Source organism: Prochlorococcus sp. MIT 1314, from assembly GCF_034093315.1.
Taxonomy (GTDB): Bacteria; Cyanobacteriota; Cyanobacteriia; order PCC-6307; family Cyanobiaceae; genus Prochlorococcus_A; species Prochlorococcus_A marinus_Y.
Map to the genome: position 1 here is coordinate 381,620 of NZ_CP139300.1, position 24,895 is coordinate 406,514.

General features: G+C 26.7%; 39 protein-coding genes. 24 read left to right on the forward strand and 15 right to left on the reverse strand.

All coding sequences use genetic code 11. The annotated features are described in order from the left end of the window. Nucleotides 1-24 precede the first annotated feature (24 nt). From SOI86_RS02215 to SOI86_RS02225, 3 genes are read left to right on the forward strand one after another with little or no spacing between them, the layout of a single operon-like run. Complete coding sequence (locus SOI86_RS02215; RefSeq protein WP_320681986.1) at nt 25-1,020, forward strand: ABC transporter ATP-binding protein; 996 nt, start codon at nt 25-27, stop codon at nt 1,018-1,020. After that, nucleotides 1,010-1,804, forward strand: coding sequence for an ABC transporter permease (locus tag SOI86_RS02220; protein ID WP_320681987.1), 795 nt, complete (start codon nt 1,010-1,012; stop codon nt 1,802-1,804). The genes SOI86_RS02215 and SOI86_RS02220 overlap by 11 nt, the downstream gene beginning before the upstream one ends. Continuing rightward, the gene (locus SOI86_RS02225) at nt 1,801-2,595 is read left to right on the forward strand and encodes an ABC transporter permease (protein ID WP_320681988.1); all 795 of its coding nucleotides are present in this window, start codon (nt 1,801-1,803) and stop codon (nt 2,593-2,595) included. The genes SOI86_RS02220 and SOI86_RS02225 overlap by 4 nt, the downstream gene beginning before the upstream one ends. 269 nt (nt 2,596-2,864) lie before the next feature. On the opposite strand, the gene SOI86_RS02230 is transcribed toward SOI86_RS02225, so the two are convergent. Together SOI86_RS02230 and SOI86_RS02235 are read right to left on the reverse strand one after the other, a co-directional pair. Then, on the reverse strand, nt 2,865-3,092 hold the full coding sequence (locus SOI86_RS02230) for a hypothetical protein (RefSeq protein ID WP_011863020.1): 228 nt from the start codon (nt 3,090-3,092) through the stop codon (nt 2,865-2,867). 467 nt (nt 3,093-3,559) lie between these two features. Continuing rightward, nucleotides 3,560-4,372, reverse strand: coding sequence for a sulfite exporter TauE/SafE family protein (locus tag SOI86_RS02235; RefSeq protein ID WP_320681989.1), 813 nt, complete (start codon nt 4,370-4,372; stop codon nt 3,560-3,562). A 139-nt stretch (nt 4,373-4,511) separates the two neighbouring features. On the opposite strand from SOI86_RS02235, the gene SOI86_RS02240 reads away from it, so the two are divergent. Then, a complete protein-coding gene (locus tag SOI86_RS02240) occupies nt 4,512-4,853 on the forward strand; it encodes an HNH endonuclease (protein WP_320681990.1) in 342 nt (113 codons plus the stop codon). A gap of 302 nt (nt 4,854-5,155) precedes the next feature. On the opposite strand, the gene SOI86_RS02245 is transcribed toward SOI86_RS02240, so the two are convergent. Further along, the gene (locus tag SOI86_RS02245) at nt 5,156-5,557 is read right to left on the reverse strand and encodes a hypothetical protein (RefSeq protein ID WP_320681991.1); all 402 of its coding nucleotides are present in this window, start codon (nt 5,555-5,557) and stop codon (nt 5,156-5,158) included. Between the two features lie 182 nt (nt 5,558-5,739). On the opposite strand from SOI86_RS02245, the gene SOI86_RS02250 reads away from it, so the two are divergent. The 7 genes from SOI86_RS02250 to rpsU all read left to right on the forward strand — a co-directional run bounded on the left by SOI86_RS02250 (nt 5,740) and on the right by rpsU (nt 8,314). Further along, a complete protein-coding gene (locus SOI86_RS02250) occupies nt 5,740-5,946 on the forward strand; it encodes a hypothetical protein (RefSeq protein ID WP_320681992.1) in 207 nt (68 codons plus the stop codon). A 35-nt stretch (nt 5,947-5,981) separates the two neighbouring features. Beyond that, nucleotides 5,982-6,206, forward strand: a complete 225-nt coding sequence (locus tag SOI86_RS02255) for a hypothetical protein (RefSeq protein WP_320681993.1) — start codon at nt 5,982-5,984, stop codon at nt 6,204-6,206. A gap of 230 nt (nt 6,207-6,436) precedes the next feature. After that, nucleotides 6,437-6,937: a josephin gene (locus tag SOI86_RS02260; protein WP_320681994.1), complete on the forward strand. Its 501-nt coding sequence runs from the start codon at nt 6,437-6,439 to the stop codon at nt 6,935-6,937. A 73-nt stretch (nt 6,938-7,010) separates the two neighbouring features. Then, the gene (locus SOI86_RS02265; protein ID WP_320681995.1) at nt 7,011-7,196 is read left to right on the forward strand and encodes a hypothetical protein; all 186 of its coding nucleotides are present in this window, start codon (nt 7,011-7,013) and stop codon (nt 7,194-7,196) included. A gap of 1 nt (nt 7,197) precedes the next feature. Further along, nucleotides 7,198-7,593: a phosphoribosyltransferase gene (locus SOI86_RS02270; RefSeq protein WP_320681996.1), complete on the forward strand. Its 396-nt coding sequence runs from the start codon at nt 7,198-7,200 to the stop codon at nt 7,591-7,593. Beyond that, nucleotides 7,590-8,048 carry a nucleoside 2-deoxyribosyltransferase gene (locus SOI86_RS02275; protein WP_320681997.1) on the forward strand — a complete coding sequence of 153 codons (459 nt, stop codon included), beginning with the start codon at nt 7,590-7,592 and terminating at the stop codon, nt 8,046-8,048. The genes SOI86_RS02270 and SOI86_RS02275 overlap by 4 nt, the downstream gene beginning before the upstream one ends. 89 nt (nt 8,049-8,137) lie before the next feature. Then, a complete protein-coding gene (gene rpsU, locus SOI86_RS02280; protein WP_032522158.1) occupies nt 8,138-8,314 on the forward strand; it encodes a 30S ribosomal protein S21 in 177 nt (58 codons plus the stop codon). 98 nt (nt 8,315-8,412) lie between these two features. Here rpsU and SOI86_RS02285 read toward each other — a convergent pair whose 3' ends face one another. Beyond that, nucleotides 8,413-8,727, reverse strand: coding sequence for a helix-hairpin-helix domain-containing protein (locus SOI86_RS02285; protein WP_320681998.1), 315 nt, complete (start codon nt 8,725-8,727; stop codon nt 8,413-8,415). Between the two features lie 269 nt (nt 8,728-8,996). Here SOI86_RS02285 and SOI86_RS02290 point away from each other — a divergent pair, with 269 nt between their 5' ends. Continuing rightward, on the forward strand, nt 8,997-9,602 hold the full coding sequence (locus tag SOI86_RS02290) for a uridine kinase (RefSeq protein ID WP_320681999.1): 606 nt from the start codon (nt 8,997-8,999) through the stop codon (nt 9,600-9,602). Here SOI86_RS02290 and SOI86_RS02295 read toward each other — a convergent pair. The 3 genes from SOI86_RS02295 to SOI86_RS02305 are packed head-to-tail and all read right to left on the reverse strand — an operon-like array spanning nt 9,586 to nt 11,840. Continuing rightward, on the reverse strand, nt 9,586-10,749 hold the full coding sequence (locus SOI86_RS02295; RefSeq protein ID WP_320682000.1) for an NAD(P)-binding protein: 1,164 nt from the start codon (nt 10,747-10,749) through the stop codon (nt 9,586-9,588). The genes SOI86_RS02290 and SOI86_RS02295 overlap by 17 nt on opposite strands. A 25-nt stretch (nt 10,750-10,774) precedes the next feature. Then, entirely contained in the window at nt 10,775-11,572 is a 798-nt protein-coding gene (locus SOI86_RS02300) for a hypothetical protein (protein WP_320682001.1), read from the reverse strand. A gap of 34 nt (nt 11,573-11,606) precedes the next feature. Continuing rightward, nucleotides 11,607-11,840, reverse strand: coding sequence for a hypothetical protein (locus SOI86_RS02305; protein ID WP_320682002.1), 234 nt, complete (start codon nt 11,838-11,840; stop codon nt 11,607-11,609). A gap of 158 nt (nt 11,841-11,998) precedes the next feature. On the opposite strand from SOI86_RS02305, the gene SOI86_RS02310 reads away from it, so the two are divergent. Beyond that, nucleotides 11,999-12,403 carry a hypothetical protein gene (locus SOI86_RS02310; protein ID WP_320682003.1) on the forward strand — a complete coding sequence of 135 codons (405 nt, stop codon included), beginning with the start codon at nt 11,999-12,001 and terminating at the stop codon, nt 12,401-12,403. A gap of 22 nt (nt 12,404-12,425) precedes the next feature. On the opposite strand, the gene SOI86_RS02315 is transcribed toward SOI86_RS02310, so the two are convergent. After that, nucleotides 12,426-13,106, reverse strand: coding sequence for a peptidase E (locus tag SOI86_RS02315; protein WP_320682004.1), 681 nt, complete (start codon nt 13,104-13,106; stop codon nt 12,426-12,428). Between the two features lie 18 nt (nt 13,107-13,124). On the opposite strand from SOI86_RS02315, the gene SOI86_RS02320 reads away from it, so the two are divergent. The 3 genes from SOI86_RS02320 (at nt 13,125) to SOI86_RS02330 (ending at nt 14,600) form a co-directional block, all read left to right on the forward strand. Continuing rightward, nucleotides 13,125-13,598: a GNAT family N-acetyltransferase gene (locus SOI86_RS02320; RefSeq protein WP_320682005.1), complete on the forward strand. Its 474-nt coding sequence runs from the start codon at nt 13,125-13,127 to the stop codon at nt 13,596-13,598. 442 nt (nt 13,599-14,040) lie between these two features. Then, a complete protein-coding gene (locus SOI86_RS02325) occupies nt 14,041-14,190 on the forward strand; it encodes a hypothetical protein (RefSeq protein WP_320682006.1) in 150 nt (49 codons plus the stop codon). Between the two features lie 92 nt (nt 14,191-14,282). Further along, nucleotides 14,283-14,600 (forward strand): DUF3303 domain-containing protein, encoded by a 318-nt coding sequence (locus tag SOI86_RS02330; RefSeq protein ID WP_320682007.1) that lies wholly within the window; start codon nt 14,283-14,285, stop codon nt 14,598-14,600. Between the two features lie 423 nt (nt 14,601-15,023). On the opposite strand, the gene SOI86_RS02335 is transcribed toward SOI86_RS02330, so the two are convergent. Further along, nucleotides 15,024-15,293 carry a hypothetical protein gene (locus tag SOI86_RS02335; RefSeq protein ID WP_320682490.1) on the reverse strand — a complete coding sequence of 90 codons (270 nt, stop codon included), beginning with the start codon at nt 15,291-15,293 and terminating at the stop codon, nt 15,024-15,026. Nucleotides 15,294-15,402: 109 nt separating this feature from the next. Next, nucleotides 15,403-15,540, reverse strand: coding sequence for a hypothetical protein (locus SOI86_RS02340; RefSeq protein WP_320682008.1), 138 nt, complete (start codon nt 15,538-15,540; stop codon nt 15,403-15,405). Between the two features lie 211 nt (nt 15,541-15,751). Here SOI86_RS02340 and SOI86_RS02345 point away from each other — a divergent pair, with 211 nt between their 5' ends. The 7 genes from SOI86_RS02345 (at nt 15,752) to SOI86_RS02375 (ending at nt 21,196) form a co-directional block, all read left to right on the forward strand. Beyond that, nucleotides 15,752-16,132 (forward strand): DCC1-like thiol-disulfide oxidoreductase family protein, encoded by a 381-nt coding sequence (locus SOI86_RS02345; RefSeq protein ID WP_320682009.1) that lies wholly within the window; start codon nt 15,752-15,754, stop codon nt 16,130-16,132. A gap of 107 nt (nt 16,133-16,239) precedes the next feature. Next, nucleotides 16,240-16,425 (forward strand): hypothetical protein, encoded by a 186-nt coding sequence (locus SOI86_RS02350; protein ID WP_011818521.1) that lies wholly within the window; start codon nt 16,240-16,242, stop codon nt 16,423-16,425. A 30-nt stretch (nt 16,426-16,455) separates the two neighbouring features. Then, nucleotides 16,456-16,758 (forward strand): hypothetical protein, encoded by a 303-nt coding sequence (locus tag SOI86_RS02355; protein ID WP_320682010.1) that lies wholly within the window; start codon nt 16,456-16,458, stop codon nt 16,756-16,758. Nucleotides 16,759-16,823: 65 nt separating this feature from the next. Further along, nucleotides 16,824-17,540 (forward strand): MBL fold metallo-hydrolase, encoded by a 717-nt coding sequence (locus SOI86_RS02360; RefSeq protein ID WP_320682011.1) that lies wholly within the window; start codon nt 16,824-16,826, stop codon nt 17,538-17,540. 152 nt (nt 17,541-17,692) lie between these two features. Continuing rightward, nucleotides 17,693-17,977, forward strand: coding sequence for a hypothetical protein (locus SOI86_RS02365; RefSeq protein ID WP_320682012.1), 285 nt, complete (start codon nt 17,693-17,695; stop codon nt 17,975-17,977). A 48-nt stretch (nt 17,978-18,025) separates the two neighbouring features. Beyond that, on the forward strand, nt 18,026-20,632 hold the full coding sequence (pepN, locus tag SOI86_RS02370) for an aminopeptidase N (protein ID WP_320682013.1): 2,607 nt from the start codon (nt 18,026-18,028) through the stop codon (nt 20,630-20,632). A 402-nt stretch (nt 20,633-21,034) separates the two neighbouring features. Beyond that, nucleotides 21,035-21,196 carry a hypothetical protein gene (locus SOI86_RS02375; protein ID WP_011863053.1) on the forward strand — a complete coding sequence of 54 codons (162 nt, stop codon included), beginning with the start codon at nt 21,035-21,037 and terminating at the stop codon, nt 21,194-21,196. 12 nt (nt 21,197-21,208) lie between these two features. On the opposite strand, the gene SOI86_RS02380 is transcribed toward SOI86_RS02375, so the two are convergent. The 3 genes from SOI86_RS02380 to SOI86_RS02390 all read right to left on the reverse strand — a co-directional run bounded on the left by SOI86_RS02380 (nt 21,209) and on the right by SOI86_RS02390 (nt 22,932). After that, entirely contained in the window at nt 21,209-21,409 is a 201-nt protein-coding gene (locus tag SOI86_RS02380; RefSeq protein WP_320682014.1) for a hypothetical protein, read from the reverse strand. A 93-nt stretch (nt 21,410-21,502) separates the two neighbouring features. Next, nucleotides 21,503-22,678: a formate-dependent phosphoribosylglycinamide formyltransferase gene (gene purT, locus SOI86_RS02385; RefSeq protein ID WP_320682015.1), complete on the reverse strand. Its 1,176-nt coding sequence runs from the start codon at nt 22,676-22,678 to the stop codon at nt 21,503-21,505. An 11-nt stretch (nt 22,679-22,689) separates the two neighbouring features. Then, nucleotides 22,690-22,932: a lectin subunit alpha gene (locus SOI86_RS02390; protein ID WP_320682016.1), complete on the reverse strand. Its 243-nt coding sequence runs from the start codon at nt 22,930-22,932 to the stop codon at nt 22,690-22,692. A gap of 145 nt (nt 22,933-23,077) precedes the next feature. On the opposite strand from SOI86_RS02390, the gene SOI86_RS02395 reads away from it, so the two are divergent. After that, the gene (locus tag SOI86_RS02395; RefSeq protein WP_320682017.1) at nt 23,078-23,557 is read left to right on the forward strand and encodes a glutathione peroxidase; all 480 of its coding nucleotides are present in this window, start codon (nt 23,078-23,080) and stop codon (nt 23,555-23,557) included. Between the two features lie 137 nt (nt 23,558-23,694). On the opposite strand, the gene SOI86_RS02400 is transcribed toward SOI86_RS02395, so the two are convergent. Both SOI86_RS02400 and SOI86_RS02405 read right to left on the reverse strand, forming a co-directional pair. Continuing rightward, a complete protein-coding gene (locus SOI86_RS02400; RefSeq protein WP_320682018.1) occupies nt 23,695-24,342 on the reverse strand; it encodes a cell surface protein in 648 nt (215 codons plus the stop codon). A 47-nt stretch (nt 24,343-24,389) separates the two neighbouring features. Next, complete coding sequence (locus SOI86_RS02405; RefSeq protein WP_320682019.1) at nt 24,390-24,782, reverse strand: hypothetical protein; 393 nt, start codon at nt 24,780-24,782, stop codon at nt 24,390-24,392. Between the last annotated feature and the right edge of the window lie 113 nt (nt 24,783-24,895).

Below are 24,895 nucleotides of genomic sequence, written 5' to 3' on the forward strand. Positions count from 1 at the left end.
AACTTTAAGAAATTTAAAATTTAAATGGAAAATAATATTATAAAAGTAAAAAATCTATCAAAGTCTTTTAATATCTCTTCTAAAGAAGAAGGATTAAAAGGTACAATTAAACATTTTTTTAAGAGACAAACAAAAAATTTAAAGGTCATAAAGAATATAAGCTTTGAAATTAAAGAAGGAGAAATAGTGGGTTTTCTAGGAGCTAATGGAGCTGGGAAAACAACAATTTTAAAAGTTCTTTGTGGCTTAATTCATCCCACTGAAGGTTCCATTTCAGTTTCAGGATACTTACCGTGCAAAAGAAAAGATAGTTTCCTAAAGGACATTACTTTAATAATGGGTCAAAAACAACAACTAATATGGGATCTTCCACCAATAGAATCATTCTATTTGAATGCTTCAATATATGAACTAAATAATTTCGAAGCAAAAAGAAGAATAAAAAAATTATCAGATATGCTTGAAATCGATGAAGAGCTATTCATACCTGTAAGAAAACTATCTCTAGGGCAGCGTATGAAGTCTGAACTATTAGCAGCTTTGATACATGAACCAAAGATCCTTTTTTTGGACGAGCCTACACTAGGTTTAGATATTAATGCACAGAGGAATTTAAGAAAATTCCTTCAAAAATACAACAAGGAAACTAATGCAACTATATGCCTAACGAGTCATTACATGAAAGATATTACATCGCTTTGCAAAAGAGTTATATGTGTTCACAAAGGTTCTATTTCATATGATGGGCAACTTGATCTACTATTAAAGAAATTATCTCCTATTAAGGAAATATTAATAGTTTGTGGCTCAGAAGAAGATGCAATGAAAATAGAACATTCAGGTTTCAGTGTTAAAAATAAAACAAAAAATGAAATCACAATAAAAGTTGAAAATAAATCTATTACTTCTTCACTAAAAACCATCCTAAATAACTTTGATATTGAAGATCTTTATATTAATGAACCACCCATAGATGAAATTATTGGAAAAATATTAATTAAAAAAAATTATGATATCTAATTTAATTCACCGTAAAATATTCACATTATTGAAGGTCCAATATTCAAACATGTTGGAATATAGGGTGGAGATTGCATTATGGGCAATTTCGGGGATTATTCCTTTTTTCATGTTAAACATATGGACAAATAATAACCTTAATGAATCGATAAACATTAGTAATATTATGCTTTCTAGGTATTTCTTATGTGCTTTTTTTGTAAGACAGTTTTCAGTAGTTTGGGTCGTATTTACTTTTGAAGAAGATTCTCTTATGGGGAAAGTATCCCCATATCTAATCCAACCTTTAAATCCATTTTTCAGGTATTTTGCACAACATCTTGCAGAACAAATTACAAGATTTCCATTCGCATTAATTATCGCAATTTTCTTTTTTACTCTAAATCCAGAAAGTATATGGATTCCAAATATCGGTACATTATTCTTATCGATGATATCTACTTTTTTATCTTTCTTAATTCAATTTTTAATTCAGTCAATAGTTGCATGTCTATGTTTCTGGACAGAAAAAGCTTCTTCAATCGAAAGATTGTTATTTATCCCAACTTTATTTTTATCAGGTCTTTTAGCTCCAGTAGTTTCATTCCCCGAATATGTTAAATCTTGGATTTATTTAACTCCTTTTCCATATCTAATCGATTTCCCTGCAAATTTACTATCTGGCAATGAAACAAATGTTAGTGGAGGTTTTATCATGCAAATTCTATGGATTCTTTTACTTTTCCCAGTATTTAGAAAAATATGGTCTGAAGGAACGAAAAAATATACTGCTATGGGATCATGAATCCGAGAAAATATTTTAAAGTTTATAAAAAATTTTTACATACTTCTCTAGCTTCTGAATTGGAGTATAAAACGAATATATTAGTTGATTTAATTACAGCAACTTTAAGTTTAATAGGGAGTATATTTTTATTATCTATATTCTTTCAGAACAATGGAAATATTGGAGGCTGGGAATTTGAACAGGCCCTGATAATTCAAGGGATTTATACAATTTTAAATGGAATAACTAATACATGGTTCAATCCAAATCTTACCGAAATAGTTAAACACATAAGAGAGGGAACCTTGGATTTCGTACTTTTAAAACCAATTGATAGTCAATTTTTTATCTCATTAAAAAAAATAAACCCATCTGGTTTTTTAGAAATAATGCTTGGATTTTGCTTATTATTATTCTGCATCAGAATCAATCAAATCAATATAAATTTAAGTTTTCTGAGCTTGTCTTTGATAACTATAGTATGTTCAATTTGTATTTTGTATAGCTTATGGTTTTTTATTTCTACAACCACTATTTGGTTTGTAAAGACATGGAATGCAACAGAAGTTTTAAGATCATTTCTTTATATTGGAAGATTTCCTTTGAATTCATTTTCATTTTCTCTAAGAATATTTTTTAGTATTTTTATTCCTATTGCATTCATAACAACAATCCCTTCAGAAGTTTTCCTGGGTATTTCTCAATTATGGAAAATATTGCTTGAAATTATAGTTGCTATGGTATTTCTTCTTACTTCTAGAAAGTTTTGGTTATTTGCATTAAAATTCTATACATCAGCTTCTAGCTAAAAATTATTTGACAACCTCTCTACAATATTCCCAAATTCTTTGTTTACTTTTCAGATTAAAAAGCCTCGATAATCTCTTGAAATTGGGATTAGATTTTTTAACAGTTAAAAGCTTGCAGTTGTATTCAATTTGATAATGTCTTGCAATAATACCTAATTTGAGTGCAATATTAGAAAAAATAATTATTAGCGCGAGTTTAAAAAAGGTCCCTAAAACATTTCCAAATGACTTTGAATAATTCTCATTTTCAGTTTTTAGTTCAAATTTCATTACTTGACTATATGCTGAGGGCACTTAATTGCTGCAATAGCAACAGCTGTAACCTTAAAATTCTCCGACTTCTCAATAACCTTTTTGACTTCTAATGGTCCAAATTTATTACTAGCATCACTGTAAGAAAGAAGTAAAGATTTATAATTATCATGACCCAAATTTCTATATTCACAGAAATTATCTCCAACGTAGTTCAAAAGAGTTAGTAATGTTAATTCAATCATTAAAGCTTTTTAACTAAGAAAGTTCTTACGAATAATACAATGAATGACATTTTTAACAAGTTTAATTACCCAAATATATTTGGAATCTTCAAATAATAAGTTTACTAATTAATTTTTAAATTTAGAAATTAAATAAGACTCGCAAGAGTTACAAACATGAGAATCATCAAAACACTATCTGTAGTGTTTAGTTGTTATTCACTTTGCACTACAGATAGGGGGTTGCAATTTTCAAGAAATTGGTTTAAAAATAAGGTTCCCCATCACCCGGCCCCACAAATGTGAGGCCTTTTTTTTACCTTTTTAAAAATTAAGGTATGAATTAAAAGTATTGTTTAATACAACGAGTATTTACTTAAAACATAAAATAATAAATAAAGACAAAATGAATTTATCTTTATTAACTGTTACAGCTTTCTTTGGTCTTTTTTTGACCACAACCGTATTAATATTTACGATTAATTAATTTACAAAAAACTCATTATTGATTTAATCAATAAACTAATACCAACACAAAAACACACTATTATAAAAGTCTTTTTAATTAGTGTATTTCCATTTAACTTTGATAAATGAGCTCCGAAATATCCTCCGGTAAAAGAGCCAACTACTAACAATATTAATATATTGGAAGGAACGGACCCTATTTTACTTAAAAAAATTGCTCCGGTAAGATTCCAAAAAATGCCAACAGTAAAGAATGTCAAACTAATAGCACGAAGAAAATCCATTCCAAATGTTTTTATTAAAAGTAGTGTTATTAGCAATCCAGTTCCAGAAGAAATAGAACCATTCAAAATACCTATAAGGAAAATAAAGATTAAAAATCTAATTTTATGAATTAAATTAAGTTTAATATTCCCAGATGATAGCCCTAAATCTGATTTAAAAAATGAGTAAAGTGCTAATAATATTGAAATTATGCCTAAAAATAAGTATAAATACTGTTCTGAAATAAATTCAACTATAGAAGCACCAAAAATCACTCCAGGTAATCCAAAAATTAAAATTTGCAAGGCAACATAAATATCATTTTTTAGAGAGTTGTAATTTCTTAATGATCCGCCTAGCCCTAACGCTACTGTTGCTAATTTATGAGCAGCCAGGGCCTGATAATAAGGGACCCCAAATAAAATCAATCCTGGCAATTGAAGTAAGCCTGCTCCACCTCCAGAAATTGCTGAAAAAGTATTAGAGAAAAAGGATATCAAAAATATAGAAATACTTTTATAAAAAGAATAATCAAAGTTAACTACTATTGTTTTTAATAAATAAAGCATTAAATATAAATTCTATTTTTTTATAATTAAATATTATTATTTTAGAAAGAAAAATAGGCTTTCATAGTTTTATCTTCCCTTTTAGAAGCATAGTTTAAAAAAAACTGTTATTATCAAAAATAATCAAGAGAATTGTGTTATGCACAAACAAGATGCAATTTATCTTGATCAGTTATGTCCCAAGATAAGTAATAAAATTTGGAGAGAGTCACTTCACAAACTTACTAAATATAAATGTATTTATTGCGGTGATCCTTCAGAATCACTTGACCACGTTCATCCAAAGTCAAAAGGGGGAAACAGCAGCACAAGAAATTGCGTGCCTTGTTGTTTATCTTGTAATGGACAGAAATCAGATTCGGAAGTTCTTAGTTGGTATAGAAATCAAAAATTTTACGATCCCAGAAGGTCTATGGCAATACGAGCGTGGTTTAATGATGATTTAAAACTAGCATCAGTTATTTTAAAAAATATAAATTAAAACATTAAATAATGAATTGATTAAGATTCATAAAGAATATTTATTATTAGGATTAAATATAACTTTTATTTAATTAAATCATGTTTAATTTGATTTTATTAAATTATTATTTTTCCACCTGAATTTATTTTATTCTTCCGAAAAATAGCAATATTTGAATAGTCCTCTTTCCAAATTATTGGTGAATCTAAAACCTTTCTATCGGGAGATTTTACTGAAAAGATTAACCCAAATACAAACAGTATAGTAATTAAGATGACGGTTAATACTAATTTATCTGAAATATTATTCATTAATTTAATCTATTTTGAAAAATTTTTGTCAGGAGTGGTTTTTTCGTAAAATTCTAGAAAATATGATTTAAAATAATCAATACCATCATTTCCAATTAATCCAAAAGTCCGTCCACAATCATTTACTACTTTCATTGAAATTTGATTTGCTAAATCATCTTTCTCAATCCACTTTTTTTGAGGATTGTAAGAAAAAAAAATAATATTTTCTGTTTTCACAATAGCGTATTTCATTGCTTCATCTTTAGAAAAACCATTTTGAATAGAATTACAATAATTTCTCGAGAAATTATTTGAGATTCTATTTTGTAGAAATTCAACATTAGGATCTGATCTATCAAATGCTAGACCTATTGGAGGATTTAATAGATAAAAAATAAATAATAATAAACCTAAAAAGAACTTCAACAATAGCTATAAATAAACATTTACTTATACAATACTAATCATTTTTTTTTGCCTTTTCAATTGAATCGCATATTTCTTAAAAGCAAAATTAAATTTCAATTTATTAAATATTAATAATATTGTAATACGTTCAGTAATAATATTCATGAGTTTATATTGAATTACTTTATATGTACGAATCATTGATGACCTTGCTTTTTTTCCCTGATTGGGCAAACGGATTACCTTCGGACTTCTTAATACTTCATTTTTTCGTTGGAGCAGTTATTTTCCCATTCAATATGATACATGCTAAAGCAAGAAGAATTGATAGTCAGAATCCACAGGAAGCAGCTAATGGATATAAAAATTCAGACGCAACTACATTCTTTGGATACGAAGAAATTAATTAGATTTCAATAAAGATATTTAAGGAATCACTTTATTGATGTTAATTTTCCTAAATTCATCCTTAGATCTTAATATTTTCAGTCCAAATGAACCTATAGGGATTTTGATTCTTTTTTTAGGATTAATATTCAGTAGCTTGATTTTCTATATTATTTATTCTGTAAGCACAAATAAAGAGTCAGTAGAAGATAAAAAAATAAGAACAAAAAAGGAGACTTTGCAAAAAGAGAAAATAGGAAAATTATTCCCTAAGAAAAAATAAATTTAATTGTTGCATTACTACTAAGAAATTTATTAATATTATTAATTATCAAATCTGTAGGATCAAAAAACATTAATTTAAGCTCTCTTAAGTCAAACATTGATTTCTAAAACCATACTTTAACATTTAATTTTTTTTAATGAGAAATTAATATTATGTTTTTTGAAGCAAGAAATATTTTCAAAACCAGCAAAAAATGTTAAAAATGAAGAAATCAGTTGAAGTTCTTGGTGAATTCACCTCAATATCTATTTCTTGCTAGTGGAGTAAAAAATGGGGAAGGATTTTGGATTGTAGAAATAAAAAATTGTGATGAAAATATTCTTGAAGATAAAACAATTTTAGATTGTTATAGAAAAGAATTAATAGGAAATGAATCCGCAAGAGATATACTTTTCGCTATTAATCTAAATATAACTAATTTATTAAATGAACTAAGAAATAAAAATTATTTAATTGAAAAACCTTCAATGGGGATATCTTTTGATATCCCACTCGATCTCTTGGAAAGTATTTTCGATTTTTGGTTAGATGTATATAAAAATCCAGAAGCCTGGGAAACATGTCTGGGTCTTCTTAAAATTAGAAAAAGAATTTCCTTATCTAACCTAATCAAAAGCAAAAGTCTAAAGGGTAACTCTAAAAAGTGGGCTGTAAAGGTTGAAGATTTGCATACTTATTTACCAAATTCACATAAATTTGAAAAGATAAATGACCCTATGTGGAAATAATCCTAATTTAAATAATAAATATATTTACTTGATAGACTTTTTAAGTAAAAATAAAATTATTTATTAATAAAAAATGAATAAGCCATATTCTTTTAATGAAGATCAAATGAATGGAATCGTAGAAGACACTTTTGCTAACATAATAAAAGAATGTGAAAATTTAAAAAAAAATACAAATTGCCCAAATGAACAGGTAGTAGCACTTTTAAGCGTAATCGCATCAAATTTCGCAATTACAAATGAAAAAGTAGAGAATTAGGATGATAAGTTATTTTTCCTGGAACGAATTTGACAAGAGTGTCGAATACATAGCTAACGAGTGTAAACTTTTAGAGTTTTCTGGAATATATGGAGTTCCTCGAGGTGGTTTATGTCTTGCTGTAGCATTAAGTCATAAATTAAAAATAAATTTAATTTCAGAACCAATAAAAAATTCACTAATAGTAGATGATATTTATGAAACTGGTATTACATTAAATACGTTTAAAGATATTGAGGGAGCAGTGTTTTATGTATTATTCAGTAAAATCCCGCCTACATGGTGGAATACTGTAAATATATCGAAAAAAAAAGAATGGATAGTTTTTCCATGGGAAAATACTATAAATTGCAAAAGTGACCGCAACGAATACATCAAAAAAAGAGGTTTGAGTTGAAAAAAAAATTATATTTAGCTAATCCATATGGATTTTCAAAACAGACCAATAAACTCTTATATGAATTTATTAATATTTTCAATGATTTAAATATAGAAGTTTATGAACCTTTTGAGAGGACAAAACAAATCATAAAAAAAGAAGGTGAATGGGCATATGAGCTTGCAAAAAGTAATTATAATGATTTAAAAAAATGCGATTGTATTTTTGCAATCGTTAATGGTTGTCCCCCAGATGAAGGAGTAATGGTTGAACTGGGAATTGCAATTGCTCTTAAAAAGAAAGTTTTTTTATTCAGGGATGATTTCAGAAGTTGTTCTGATAGCAATCAATACCCATTAAATCTTATGTTATTTATTGGACTTCCTAGAGATAATTGGAAAAAGTTTTTTTTTGAATCTCTACAAGATATTAAGAGTAATAAAAAAGGATTTGTGGAATGGGCAAGAAATTAACCTTAATAAAACAAAATTTCTTGAGTTAAATTTTTAAATTAAAATAAATTACTGTTAAGGTGCTAGAATATATTTTTATTTGAAAAGTTTTGACACAAGTTACAGTCGGAGAAAATGAAGGAATTGAGTCTGCCCTCAGAAGATTTAAAAGACAAGTATCTAAATCAGGAATCTTTGCAGATTTAAAAAGACTTAGGCATCATGAAACACCTATTGAAAAATATAAAAGGAAATTGCAACAAAGAAGAAAAGCTAAAAGAAGATAATTTGATATCTATATCACAAAGCAAACTTTAGGTAAAAAAAATTACGAATTAAGAAATTTCATTTCTTAATAGATTTAAAATAATAATAATGTGTTTAATTATTTGAGATTTTTAATCTTTTTAACAAGATTTATACCAACCCCTGATACCGCAAGTAGATCTTTTTCATCAGCATCAATAACAGCTTTAGTTGATTTAAATCCAGCCTCATACAAAGACTTTGCACTTTTAGCTCCAACACCTGGTAGTGTAGTTAAGGTTTCGATTACTTTCTTAGAGTTAACTTTTTTGGTCTTTGTTTTTGAATTTTTTGCTGACTTAATTTGTTTTTTTTCTTTCTTTAAAGTAGTTTCTGAGGAAACTGAACTTTTAAATAGAATTGATTTTAGTTTACTTAAAAATTTAGAAATCATTTAAATATATAAGTAATAAAATTAAATCTTCAATTTATAACTTATTATAAAATCCAAAGGAGGATAATAAATTATATATCATTGAATTAAATTAATTTATTTACATATATATAAAGCCACATTTTTAATATTTATGCAACCTTACAAAGGTATCCAAGATCTTTATCCTCTATTCTAAAAATCCGTAGAATAATAAAATTTACTTTCCAAAATTGGAAGTATTTACTATTAGTAAAGTTAGAGTTTGATTAGGGAGTAGAACTTACGAAATGAAGCTCATATTTATAAGTGGCCCTTCAGGTAGTGGGAAAACAACATTATCTAATCAAATATTAGTAAAAATCAAAAATGGCATTGTTTTAAGTACAGATAATTATTATAAAACAGGACTAATAAGTAAAGTACTCTCAAAATTTGTACAAGGTTATTTCGATAGAAGCTTAAGTTTTAATTACAAGCTTTTTAAAAAAGATTTTGCCTTTATTATTAAGAATAGAATTTCAATTCAAGAACGTTCATATAATTTCAAAAAGAAAACCATTAAAAATTTATTAAACGAGAAAAATAATATTAAATTTTTAATTGTTGAAGGAATTTTTGCCAAAGATTTTGCAAATAATATTTATAGTAAGAATGTTTTTTTATTAGAATTAAAAATCAATAAAAATGATTGTATGAGGCGGGTAATCAATAGAGATTCAAAAGAAAGGGGTAAAGAAAAAAAACAAGCTAAAAATGATTTTCTAAAATCCTGGGATATTTATATTAAGAGATCCAAAAATAAAAATAAAAAGAGAAATATAAATGAGATTCTTATTACAAAAGGCACTAATATTGATCTTATAATTAAAAAAATATTTAATTATAGTTCATAAATTTATTCACCAATATTAAAGCACTAAGAATTGAGCCTTCAATTCTACCAAAGCCCTCTCCTTCAAACCAATCTCCGCAAAAACCAATTCTATATTTTCTACTAAATTGTAAATATAATGGTACTTGTTTTCCAGAAGGTTGTGATGCTCTCCATTTCATAATAGAGATGTTCTCATTACCCGTTAATTGATTTATAGAAGGATTAGACTCAAAAAGCTCATTGAAATTTTTAAATATTTTTAGTTTAAAAAAATCTTCATCTTCTGATTTAATGTAAGAATCAATAAAATCTATATTTTTTGTATGGACTACAATACCTAATTTCTTATTATCTTGTAGTTGAAAAATAACTCTTTCAAATTTATATTTATTTTCTAAATTTTCTGTTAAATAAAAATACCTTTGTTTTTTAGAATAATAATCTTTATAGTTATAATCTTGATTTGTATAAATTAAAAAAGTCAACCTAGGAGTAAATGATTGCTTTTCTAAATAATTCAAAAGGGAATCTATTTTTTTGTCTTTATTTTGTGGTATAGCTTTCCTTAATGGAATTTGATTGATATTTAATATCTTTAATGACCTTTTATGAGATAGCAAAGTAGTTGAACAAACAAGATATTTTGATTTGAATTCTTCCCCAGTTTTAGATGTTAAAATCCACTGATCTTTATAAAATTTTAAATCAACTATAAGTCTTTCAAAATAAAAATCAATATTTCCCCTTGAATTATTCAACCCAATTATATTTTGAGCTAATTGACTCATAGAAAATAAAGAATGATATTTATGTCCCTGAGAAAACTCAGAAAATTTTATACTTTCTAAATTTAATTCTTCATCTAGTAGAACTAAATCTGAATCGTCAGTTTTAATTAACTTGTTTTCCAATAATTCATCTATATAATTTTTCAAAACTAGATTATTTTTACTGTTGTATATATTTAAATTAGGAGAACCATGATTAAGTTCCCACCCTTTAAATTTTTTGCTTATTCTTGTACTTGATCTCCCTCCAAGCCCTCGACCCGCCTCAATCAATGCAACCTTTTTTTTTAAGTTACTTTGAAGATACTTGGAAGCAAAAACACATGCAGATAATCCTCCACCTATTATTGACAAGTCGTATGTAAAATTACTCTTCATAAATTAAATTGAAAGTAATTACCTTTCAGTTTCTAAAGATACTATAAAGAAAATTTAGTTTTTCATTTGTTGTGAAATCAGTTTCAATAATTGGAGTGATATTATTTTTTTTATAAAAACTAACTAAATCTCTAGTAAAATCATAAAAATCATCTAAGGAGTATAAAAACTTTTCGGATATATAAACCCCTTTCCAAGGACGAAATTTAAACCTTGATATAAATTGTTTTGAAGGAATTAATAAACTCCCAAATAGATTGAATTTTTCAGATTCTGCTACCTTCTTAAGATAAGTCACTTCATTTTGAAGTACTTTAATATCTGTGCCATATTGAAACCAAATTGAATTTATTAGTCCTGAAGAAATTTTCCTATCGAATCTTTCTCTTTCTGAAGACACCTTATAATATTTTTTCAAGTAGGGATTATAAGCTATGCCTAATTTAATTTTTAAATTCTTCTCTTTTTTTAAATTATTTAAAACATTAATTGCGTCAAAGTTTTTTTTCTTATTAGATCCTGATACAAGAAGAATTTCATAATTTCTATTTGAACAAGAATTTTTTAAAAAGTCTAGAAAATTTTGATATGATTTTTCTCTATTTTTGGAATATTGATGATAAAGACTATAGTGATAAGTTATATTAAATTCTTGGAAGTTTTCAGATATATATTTAATAGTTGAACTAAATAAATCCTTCTTAATAAGACCCTTGCAAGGGATGTTGACATTTGTTATTTTATTAGATTTGCAGAAATTAAGTTTATTTTCTAATTGAGAAATATTTTTAAATGACAATTCAAACCTTAAATTATGAATCATTAATTAGTAAAAAAACAACTTATACTTAGATATTTTAACGAAAACATGCATCCGCTATGATCCTTATTTTTGAGAGCATATTTTTATTCTTACTCTTAATTAAATAGCTGGGAGAAACCTCCATTACAGCTTTTATAGAAATTTTATCTTCAGCTGATCTTGCAATGATATCATTGAAACATTTCCAATTCCTTGAAATTACTATACCTGGCCAGGATAAAAAAAGGCCTGCTAAAATCCCAAAAAATAAAAATAAAGAATATCTCATAATTAAAATTCAATCTGTTTAAATAATATAAATTAAAAAAAAACGGAACAAGTTTATAACGAAATAATTAATTCCCTAGTCTTTTGGAAATCATTAATCCATAAAAAGATTTTGATCAACTCAAGAGGTTAGAATATTCAAAAGTATTATTTAAGAATATGGCTAGCCAAGATTATTTAATTGCAATAGCATTAATTGAACAGAACCTTGTTAGAGCAATGCCTCTTGGGGGGAAAGAAATCAAAGCTAATTTGGAGGAAGCAGAAAACTTCAAAAAGCTTGGAGAGGAGGTTATTTTAAATCTATTACTTAGAGTTTTCCAAAGGAGTGATGAAGGGGCATTAAAAAGAGCCTCTGAGGATAAAGGTTTACTATTGGTTCACATGCATCCTAAAAGGATGCAGAAAGAGCTTCCATTTATTAAATCTGAATGGATAAGAGATGGAGATACTCAACAATTCATAAAATACCTTGGCAATCTTTCTAAGGAAGTATGGACTGCTTCATTTGTAAAGTACAAAGGTATTGAATTTACTTCTATCTCAAAAAATGAAGACATCTAAAATATCCTTATAAAAAGTTTTTTTAGAGAATTTCCTTTTTTAAATTATTATTCTCCTTAAATACTCTAAAACACTTTTTGCCATTACCAAAATCTACTGATAAATATTCAAAATCATTTTTGATATGCAAAGCACAATTACCTTCAATACAAATACAAGATTTAATAATTTGTCTATTTATAACATCATTAACATAAGGTTCTCTCTCTCTCTCTTCATCAAAATGCGGACATGCAATATCATTTACTATTCCTAGGCAATCTAATATAGTCAATTCATTAGCAAAAGAATCAGTTATACCCTTATCAAACCAACAAATAGCTCCAGCACTTACTCCACTCATTACAATTCCTTTTTCATAAGCATTTCGTAAAATATTATGCAAATTCCATTCTTTCCATACTGCTAACATACTTTTTGTATTTCCTCCTCCAACATAAATGATGTCTTGAGTTAAAACCTTCTCCTCTAATTTTTCTGTTCTTGAGAAAAAATCAATATGACTGGTTATGCAATCAAGTTTAGAAAATGCTCTGTAAAAATTTAATTTATATCTGCTACTGTCACCAGAAGCAGTAGGTATGAAACAAATTCTTGGTCTTTTTTTACTAACTAAAGAAATTATATATTTTTCAATATCAAGAGAGCCTAAAGAACGTCCAAATCCTCCTCCCCCAATTGCCACTATATTTTTACTAAGCATATAAAAAATGATTTGTTTATGAATTTAAGACAAATTAGCATTAAAGATCAACTTGAATTAAAGAAGGTTTATTTTGATTCAATTCAATCATTAGATGAAAAAATATATAGTAAAGAACAAAAAAGGGCTTGGTCAAGTCAAGCGTGGGATAATCCCTATTTTGATAAGGCAATAACTAAAGGAAAAGGTTGGCTTTTAAGTAAACAAGGAATAATTATTGCTTTTGCAACAAGATATCCTAACAATAGAATTTCATTATTTTACTGTAAAAATAAATTTCAGAGAAAAGGTTACGGTTCTAAGCTACTTTATAAACTAGAAAATGAAGCTAAGAAAGAAGGTTTGAATTCTCTTTCAACTGAAGCTAGCTTGATAAGTTATAAATTATTTCTTAAAAATGAATGGGAAATTATTCGTAAAGAAAAAGTAATTATAAATAATATTTTTTTTGAAAGATATAAAATGATTAAAATTATAAAATACAATAAATAATGTTAAAAAAAAGCAAGGGGATAATAGTGATTAAAAGAATATTTATTTGGGCTTTATACTTTTTTTCAGGATTTATACTTTATTCAAATAATGCTAGTTTATATCCTTTTTTAATTACTTTTTCGAGAATTATTTATCCATTATCTATTTTCTGGTTGCAAATAAGAATAAAAAAAAGAACCAATTTTCTGCCTATCGATTCAAAAATGACTACGTCGCAGTTATGGTTCAATTTACTACCCGTTATTGCATGTCTATTAACAGTTATTTTTTCTCTAACAAATGCATTATTTTATATTCTAGGAAAATTAATCAACTCTTAAATTTAAATAATTAATTATTTTCTAATTGAATTAGGCATTTTTCTTCTAAAAGACATAATGTAAAGAAATTTGCCTTTTACTTAATTTTGTTTAAATTTTAAATAGTGATCATTATATTTATGAAAGATATTTCATTTAAGGGAAATATTAATTTTGATAAAAAGAAAGAAAGAAACGATTATGAATTATTCTCTTTAAAAATCACAGATAGTTTATATAAAAAAGATATTGGAAAATTTCTAGAGACTCTCTCTTCTAACTTTATTTAGAAACATATTATTTTTCTGATCTTCAAATTCAAACAGTTTGATAAATAAATAAGTATTTGAGGGATAATAAATAAAATTTTAAGAATACTCCAATGCAATTATTTCTAGCAGATTGCCAATTCCCAGATATTGAAAATCAAGTCAAAGCTTATCAATTATTTGTAGAAGCTTGGGAAAGCGGTGAAATGGCGAAAACAGATAAAACAGAGAAATTTGAAATGTTGTTCAGAGTACACGCACCAGGAGAAGGAAGAGTAGTTTGTTTATGTAATGCGCATAGTGATAAAGAAATTTTTGAGCATTTTGCACCATGGAGAGCTAAATTCGGGATTCATATGGAATTTACACCTGTAATAAGTTGTCAAAATGTTGTTGATTATCATAAAGATTTGTTCAAAACACTAGGGTAATAAGACTAAATTCAAACTTTATCGTGATTAAACCTTTTCCCAATCTTATTTATAAAAAAAAAAATAGAAATTTGTCTTCTTCTAAAAACAAGCCTAAGGAAGCAGAAGAAAACGTTAAATCTAAACCATTAATAATATTTGGTTTTATTATCTCATTGACATCTATTTTTTTACTTTTATTCACCATTAATAATAAATTTGGATGATTTGAGTAATTAGCCCTATCAATGCACAACAAATATAGACTAGTATATCTTTAAATGATTAACTAAATGGCATTTAAAGAAGGTGGAATGGCATCAGGCCTACTAATTATTGCAGTATCAGTAGTGTTTGCCGCTGGTTTTGGATTTTTAGTATTACATTTTGTACCTGGTACACCATTCTAATTAAGCCATTTGGATCTAATCACATCAAAATCTATTAAACATTAACAGCTTCTAAATCCTGAGTTTGATTTACTTCAGTTTTATATTTTTTATTCAATCTATAAGCATAAACTAAAGACCCTAAAGCCAAAGTACTAGAAGCTAATATTCCTGATATAAATAGCAGAGCGAAAAGTCCTCCAATTATCCCACCTTTCAATCTAAGTAAATTTGATTTTATCAGAAGGATTAATAAAAAAACAATAGTGGCTTTTAATGAAGAAAATTTTAAAAAAGTTAATGTTGATAATGGATTCAACAGCATTTCATCAGACAAAGATAATTAAATTTAATTTTAAAACCAAATTATAAAAACTGCATAAAAAAAAGACTCCTAAGAGTCTTTGATTTATATCTATAGGAAATTTATTGATTTATTCATCAGTGTCAAAATTCTTTAAATTTGGACCTGCGACCAAACCAACTAATGCGAAAAGCACTAAAGAAAAGATTCCAAAAGCAGTAGCCCAAGGATTAAAACCACCTAAAGAAAAAGAAGCTAATAAATTCATGATTTAGAAAACAAAAAATATCTTGGAGTTAAGCATACAAAATTTTTGAGGAAAATATACCTATTTTGAGACATTTCTTTGTAATTATGAAAATCTTTTAAATAAATCTCTTAATTGCCAATTCACATAAACTTCATTTTTTATTTTATTATGAAGGTAAATCCCTTTTTGAGAGGCATATTCTCAAGAGAACTATCACTATATTTTATTAATGAATTCCAACTTTACCTTTATTTATGACGGAGAATGTCCATTTTGCAATCATTTTGCAGAGCTCCTAGAAGTCAAAAGCAAGATAACTAATGTCAAAATTCTTGATGGTCGTAAAAATTTAAATATGATTAATTCTCTATTAGACAAAGGTTATGACCTAGATAAAGGTGCTATTCTCCTAAAAGATGAAGAAATCTTTCATGGTGCAGAGGCAATAAATACTATATGCAAACAGATTAAGAACCCCTCCAGTAGTTTACTTTTGGTACTTTCTAGTGTATTCAAATCAAATAAAAGAACCAAAGTATTATTTCCGTTACTTATAACAGCAAGAAGATTAGCATTGATATCAAAAGGTATATCAACATCATTAGTATAAAAATAAATAATTTCTAAAAATTAAATAACATATTTATAAGCTTCTGTATCATTAAAAGATAATTGATTAAATATTAGCTAGAACTAAATTGAAACACTAAATATTTAATGATAGAAAATTTCAATCCCTTTATTTCATTAGGTGGAGATAATCAAAAAGTTAATCATATGGCAGAAGCAGCACTTGAAATGAATTTAACATGTAATGATTTAAAGAAGGATTTGAATTTAACTGATGGAGATGTAGTTGATATGTTGCAACTAGTTATGGATAGGTTTAAAAATAGTAATTAAGTTTAAATACTTATATTTATAATTATTTTTATGAAAACGATACAAATTGAGTTTTCAAAATATGAACCGGTTAAATTTTTATGGTCTGAATTAATAGAAGATTATGGATTTGATAAAGCCAGAAAAATAGTTTCACAAGCAATTGACTTACAAAAAATGAATTGCACTAAAAATAGCACTATGCCAATCATATTTTCAAAAACAGGAGGATTGGCTCTAATTCCTATACAAATTTTAAAAAAAGAGGATTTTAAAATCAGCTACAAAGATAATCAAGTTTTAATATTTAATCTAAAAAGAAAAGCATTTCAAATTTTAAATGAAGCAAAATAATAGATATCATTACTTTCTCGATAAAGTCAAAATTTATTTATAGTCTAATTAACAATCATGTGATAATGACTTTTGAAGCTACCTACCTTGGATCAAATGGTTGGTTCATAAAATTTAGAAAAACCAATTTAATAATTGATCCTTGGCTCAAAGGTGATTTAATATTTCCACCAGGAGAATGGTTTTTCAAAGGATCATTAGAACGAGAACTTTCAATAGATCAAGATATAGATGTTATTTTATTAACCCAAGGATTACCTGACCACTGTCATATTCCAACTTTAAAAACTTTCAAAAAAGATATTCCCATAATTTGCCCTAGAAGTGCAAAAGAAATATTAGAAAAAATAGGTTTCAACTCAATTAAAATTCTAGAGCCAAAAGACAAAACTCATCAATGTAATTTAAGTATTGAAGCCACCGCTGGGGCTCCTGTTCCACAAATCGAAAACGGATATATTGTTAAAGACGATGAAAATAATAGCTTTTATATAGAACCGCATGGATATCTTGATAAAAATTTAGAAAATCAAAATCTTGATGCAGTCATAACTCCTACAAAAAATTTAGAATTGCCCTTATTAGGTTCTTTTGTAAAAGGTGCTGATGTAATACCTAAATTAATTAACAAATTCAATCCGAAATTTATACTTTCAAGTACTGTAGGAGGAGATGCAAAATTTTCTGGTTTCTTAAATAACTTTATTTCAGTAGAGGAATATAAAAAAGAATTAAATTGTACTCTTATAGATTTAGAGAGTATGCAATCTATTATTGTATAAATTGATTCGAAGTAATTTTCAATTCCTTCATTTAGAATTAAGGTAAATCAAGTTAAAAGGAGTTTAATAAAATTCATTCCATTTTTTTCACCTCAATAATTTTATTAGTCTTAAATAGTAGTTATTTATGTGATGATTCAAAGCTTGATTTAGTGATTAGAAATAATATTAATGGTGATTTTTCAATAATAAAAAAGATATCTGAATTAAAGCCAGGTGCATTTATAAATATTAATTGGGATACAAAAAAGCTTATGCTTCCATACTCTCTAAGGCAAGATTACATTTCATTTACAGATAGAAAATGGGAATGGAGTTACCAACTTAATAGGGAAGGATACCCTAATATTAATAATCCTTCTTTATCAGAATTACTTCCTTCTGGAGAAATAAAAACACATTTTTGTGAACTAGAAGATAAAAGTTCAAACTCATAATTTCAAAAAGGATCCTAAATTATTCAATTATTAACCCCTTTAGTAAAGATGAAAAACCCAATAAATCAAAAATATAATTCAAGATATATAAAAATTGAAGACTATAAAGTATTTGATTATGAAATACCTGAAATCTTTTTAGACTTCGTAATCAAGAAAAATGAAGTAAATGTCACAACAAAACTTAAATTAATAAAAAAAAATCAATTTACCAATAATCTAATTCTTGATGGTACAGACATATTTATTAAAACAATATATATTGATGACTTTGTTTTAGAAAAGGAATACTACACACAGAAAAAAAATAATTTAATGATTAAAAATATAAATAAAGATAGTTTTTCATTAAAAATAGAAGGAATAATTAAACCAAAGGAAAATTCATCCCTTTTAGGAATGTATGAAAGTAATGGGATTATAACTACACAATGTGAGGCAGAAGGATTTAGAAGAATAAGTTATTTCTCTGATAGACCTGATATTCTAAGCAAATATACTGTAAGGATTGAGGCAGACAAGAATGATTATCCTGTCTTACTTTCAAATGGTAACGTCGTACAAGAAAATAATCTTACATATAATCGCCATGAAATAATTTGGGAAGACCCATATCCAAAACCCTCATATTTATTTGCATTGGTAGCAGGAAAACTGAATTGTGTAAAAGACTATTTCATAACTAAATCCAATAAAAAAGTTAAAATAAATATTTATGTTGAGAATGGGGATGAAAAATATGTTCAACATGCAATAAGTTCCTTAAAGAAATCAATGAGATGGGACGAGGATAAATATAACCTTGAATACGATTTATCCTTATTCAATATTGTTGCAATCAGGCACTTTAATATGGGAGCAATGGAAAATAAAAGTCTAAATATTTTTAACTCAAAACTAATACTTGCTGATTCTAAAACGACAACTGATGATGAGTTAGAAAGAATAGAAGGAGTCATTGCTCATGAATACTTCCATAATTGGACCGGCAATAGAATTACTTGTAGGGATTGGTTTCAATTATCTCTAAAAGAGGGTTTAACAGTATTTAGGGATCAACAATTCACTGCAGACCTTCATAATTATGAAATAAAGAGACTTGAGGATGCAAAATTTCTTAAAAATAATCAATTCAGGGAAGATTCCGGTCCAACATCACATCCAGTAATGCCAGAAAGATATCAAGAGATAGACAATTTCTATACGACTACGATATATGAAAAAGGTTCAGAAATAATTAGAATGCTTTGCAATCTTGTAAAAGACAAAAATTTCCATAAAGGATTTAGTAATTACATCTCAACATATGATGGGAAGGCCGCAACAATAGACCAATTTGTCGATAAAATTTTAGAGCACAATAAGGAAATCGATCCTAAAAAATTTAAAGTCTGGTACAAGCAAAATGGCACACCAAAAGTTAAATTCAAGAGAATCTGGGATCAAACAGACGAAAAACTTACAATTCAGGCTTCTCAAAGTAATCCAATTAAGAATAACCCATATAATGATTTACCTCTAATAATGCCTATAAATCTGGCTATATTTTGCGGTGAAAATAAAACAATAGAAAAAACAGTTGTTTTAAAAACAAAAAAACAAGAATTTACTTTTAGCAATGTAAGATCTCACCTTCAAATCCCTTTAGTAACTTATTTTCGCGAATTCTCTTCACCAGTTGAGTGGGAATCAGACACTACCTTGGATGAAAAATTTTTAATTTTAAAATATGAAAAAGATTTTTTTACATTATCTAATACTGTAAAAGTATTTTATAAAAAAATCATCTTATGCAGATTAGATGAAAAGCCAGATCATAAACTTGAAAATAAATTAATAAGCACCTTAATATCTTTTTTAAAAAATAAAGATATTAATTTATCTCTTTTATCAGAATTACTAAGTATTCCGCCATTTGCTGAAATTGAATCAGAGATAGAAAATATAAACCCTTTAAAAATATATAAAACTATTGACGAATTAAATTATTTATTCGGTACCAAATTAAAAAAAGAATTATATATTATGCTCCAAGAGATAGAGAAAAATCTAGATAAAGTGTGGCCAGACGGTAAAAATGAAAGAAAACTAATCGAAACTATTTGGAAACTACTCTTACAGAGTGATGATGAGGAAATTAAAAGCAAAATAATTAATTATGTCGATAGTAATTCGATGACGCTAGCAAAAGCTGCATTGAATTCTTTTAGTAGGATTAATTGTCCTGAAAGAAAAATTATTTCAAATATATTCTTCAATAAATGGAAAAATAATAGTGTAGTTTTGGATAGTTGGTTCTCATTCAATGCATCTATAGAAATTGATAAAAAAACAAGCAGCATTGAAAAATTATTTGAAAATAAGTTTTTTGACTCAAAATCACCAAACACTTTAAGAGCTATATTAAATACTTTCGTAACAAGGAATAGTACTTTTCATGCAATGGATGGTTCTGGTTATAGATATATTGCAAAAAAGATAATTGACTTTGACAAATTAAATCCAATCGTAATTTCCCGATTTGTAAAAGTATTTAGTAGATACAATTATTATTCAGAACCTTACAAAAGTAATATGATAGAAACATTAAAGCAGATTAAAAAAAATAAACTATCAACAAATACTAAAGAAGTATTAGATGCAATAATAGATTGATTTATTGATGATATTTAACTAAATATAATAATAACAATTGTAAATATTAATAATATAATAAATAGAAGATACTTATTAATAAAAATATAATCAAATACATTTTTATTATTATCTTTATTCCACTTTTTATTGACGTATTCCTTAGTTATAAATTTATTAGGTCTGCCACAATATAAACATGTTGGAGAAGTTTTTAAAATTAAATTTTTACATTGGGGGCACTTTTTTTTTTCCATAATTTGATTTTACTGAATAAAATTAAAATCAGAAAAAATAAATAAAATAAGTAATTTAAATTTAATGTATTATATTTTGAATAATTAAATATCATTGCAAAAACAAATATGATTCAAACTATTTAAAAAAATTCTATATAATGAGAAATTAGTATTTTTGTTTGTAATGTTTGCTATTGCACTTGGTATGTCTCCTATCGAAAAAATCACTGTTGCAATATCTGCTTCAATTTTTATAATCGCGTTTACATGGGTCTCAATTAAGGGAGATTTAAGAAAACTTGCTAATGAACTAATTGAAGATAATGAAAACAATCAGGATAATTAAAAATTTTTTAACTTACTTTGCATGCAAACTAGGATAATCAATAATATGCCTAATTTCTTTTAGAGAAGAACCATATATTTTTTGACCATTTAAGTTAACACCAATCCATTTTTCCTTTTGATTAAAAAAATTACATTTAGTATTATCCCTCTCGAGATAATCTTTATTATCCCAATTTAAAGTTATATCCCAACCTTTATAATTTTCTATCATTGAGAAAGAGAGAACATACTCAAATAATACTCAGAGAAACAAATAACAAAAACAAAGGAAATAAGTATTTTTTTCGTTATTTTTTTTTAATATTTATTTAGCCTTGACTTTTATTTTACGAGCAGCCTCATCTGCATTTTTTCTAGCCAAATTAATATCAGAATTTGATGAGAGAACAATACCCATTCTTCTGCCTTTTCTGGAAACTGGTTTGCCAAATATGAGCACTTTAGTCTTTTCAAATTCTAATGCTTCATTAAGACCCTCATAAATAGGATTTATAAACTCATGGTTAGAGAGGATAACTCTGGTCGCAGAGGGTTCTATTAGATCTATATACGGTATTGGTAAATTCAAAAAAGCCCTTAAATGTAATTCAAATTCATTAATATTTTGACTAACTAATGTAACCATACCGGTGTCGTGCGGTCTTGGAGATAATTCTGAAAATATAACCTCACTTCCTTTTATAAAAAACTCTACTCCGTATAAACCAGCTCCATTAAGGTTATTTAATATTCTACTTGTCATTCTCTTAGCTTCAATAATTAAGGACTCGTTGATCTCTATAGGTTGCCAGCTACATTGATAGTCTCCATTAGATTGAAGATGTCCAATTGGTAAACAAAAAATATTTTCACCATTTTCTTTTCTTACAGTTAAAAGAGTAAACTCAAAATCAAAATTAATAAATTCTTCAATAATTACACCTTTAACCTTTCCTCTTGAATTTGCTTGTGCCTGTTTCCAAGCATTTTGCAAATCATTTTTTGTTTCAACCAAACTCTGTCCCTTTCCAGAAGAGCTCATTAAAGGCTTAAGTAAAAGTGGGAATCCAATTTCATCTGCTTTTTTTTCTAAATCATCAAATTCAAAAATGTAATCAAACTTTGCAGTTTTTATTTTTAAATCTCTAGAAGCTAAGTCTCTAATTTTATCTCTATTCATTGTTATTTCGACAGTTCTGGCGTTTGGAACAATATTGAATCCTTCATCCTCTAGTTCTTTTAGGGCCTCAATCGAAAGTGCCTCTATTTCTGGTACAACATAGTCAGGATTAAATTCTTTTATGACATTTTTTAAAATATTTTTATCTCCCATATCAATTACTCTTGAATAATCAGCGACTTGCATTGCAGGTGCTTTTTTATATCGATCAATTGCAATAACTTCTAATCCTAACCTTTTGGATTCTATTACTAATTCTTTTCCAAGCTCGCCACTACCAAGTAATAAAATTCTTTTTTTAGAAAAAATTGAATCTTTCATATTTATAAAATTTATTCGTCATCACAAGATGGTTGTGCAGATGTATCATCTGTAATTTTTTTATCTTTAGAATAAGTAAATAAAAATTTTCTACCAAACCAATTTTGACTTTGCATGCTATTAATTATTGATCTTGAAATTGCTCCTAATAAAAAGACTCCAATCATTGCCCAAATAATTCTTTCTAAAGCAATTGCAGGTAAAAAACCTTGACCGGAATCAATAATTTCAGTAAGTGGGTCTAAAGGGTCCAAATTTAAACTGACTAATAATATTAATTATAAAGGGTTAAAGAAATGAAAAATTAAAATTTATAAAAGAAATAAACAAAACCATTAGATAATTTAAACACAAAAAAGTATATACAATGCTATCTTCAAAGGGTAATTTTTTTTAGATATGCAAGTTGACGTACAAAATACTACTGTTCTTTCCGCAGACGGATCATCTATAAAACTTGGTGAATACTCAGGGGAAGTAATTTTAGTTGTTAATGTAGCTAGTTATTGCGGAAATACTGCTCAGTATGAGGATCTTCAAAAGCTTCATGATTTATATTCAAGCAAAGGCCTAAGAATAATTGCATTCCCCTGTAATGATTTCGGAAAACAAGAACCCGACTCTCTTTCAGAAATAAAAGATTTTTGTACCACAAAATATGGAGTTAAGTTTGAAATCTATGAAAAAGTTCATGCTAAAGGCAACACCACAGAACCATACACAACCCTTAACAAAGTCGACCCTGAAGGAGATGTTGAATGGAATTTCGAGAAGTTTCTGATAGGAAAAGATAGTAAAGTAATTGCAAGATTCAAACCAGGTGTTAAACCTTTTGACGAAAACTTAATAGCAGCTATCGAAGTAGCCTTAGATTCATAACAACCTTCTTATAATTCAAATTAATATATTAAAAATAAATACCTTTATATTGAATTAAAAAATAACAATATTATTCTTAAAACACTATTCTTTCAGGATTCAAGCCTGTCTAATATTATTTAATTTAATTTTAAATCTTATTTATTATCAGAATCAACTTCTACATCTATTATTTCATCTTTAACCGTTATTTTTTTAGGTTTAATTGATTTTAACTCTGGCTCTATTTTTTCTTCTTTAACTTCACTTTCTTCTGCTTCCTCTGTTTTTAATTCTGGCTCTATTTTTTCTTCTTTAACTTCACTTTCTTCTGCTTCCTCTGTTTTTAATTCTGGCTCTATTTTTTCTTCTTTAACTTCACTTTCTTCTGCTTCCTCTGTTTTTAATTCTGGCTCTATTTTTTCTTCTTTAACTTCACTTTCTTCTGCTTCCTCTGTTTTTAATTCTGGCTCTATTTTTTCTTCTTTAACTTCACTTTCTTCTGCTTCCTCTGTTTTTAATTCTGGCTCTATTTTTTCTTCTTTAACTTCACTTTCTTCTGCTTCCTCTGTTTTTAATTCTGGCTCTATTTTTTCTTCTTTAACTTCACTTTCTTCTGCTTCCTCTGTTTTTAATTCTGGCTCTATTTTTTCTTCTTTAACTTCACTTTTTTCTGTAGTTAAAAGAAATTTTAAAAGTTTTTTAAATAATAAGAAGCCTTTTTCAATTCTTTTTGTACCTAAAATTGAGAGCAAAACGACTAAAATTATGAATATTTCAGGTGAATTTAAACCTAATAGTTTCATAAAGTTTCATATTCTATTTATATTTTAGTACATGGTAAAAATTTAATCTAATTATTTTCAAAAGTTGGTAAATAGAGTTCCCTATTTGATGCAATTAAACCCTCTTCTTTAAAAAACATCTCTAGGTCTTTTAAATCATTTATTTCTACAAATTCACCGCAATTATCTAATATATTATTATGGGTAAAATTCCATAAATTATCCAAATATTCATCATCGTCTGGAAATGCTACAAATTTTAAATATGTGTTATTCAAAGCATATTCACTAGCAAAATCAGAATCTAATCCTTCCCTCTTGGCATCACAAAAAACTTTGGCAAATCTTTTACCTACTGAAGTTTGAGCACTCGATAAATCTAAATTACCTTGGATAGCTTTTACATTTATTGGTGCAATAAAAATAATTATTGGAAAAATAATAGATACTAATATAAACAAGAAAAATTTCCTTTTTTAATTTCATCTCAATATAAACTAGCAAAAAAAGTAATAAATTAGGCCTATTTAAGTAAAAGAACTTATTGTAAAATTAAAGAAATAATATAGAAAAT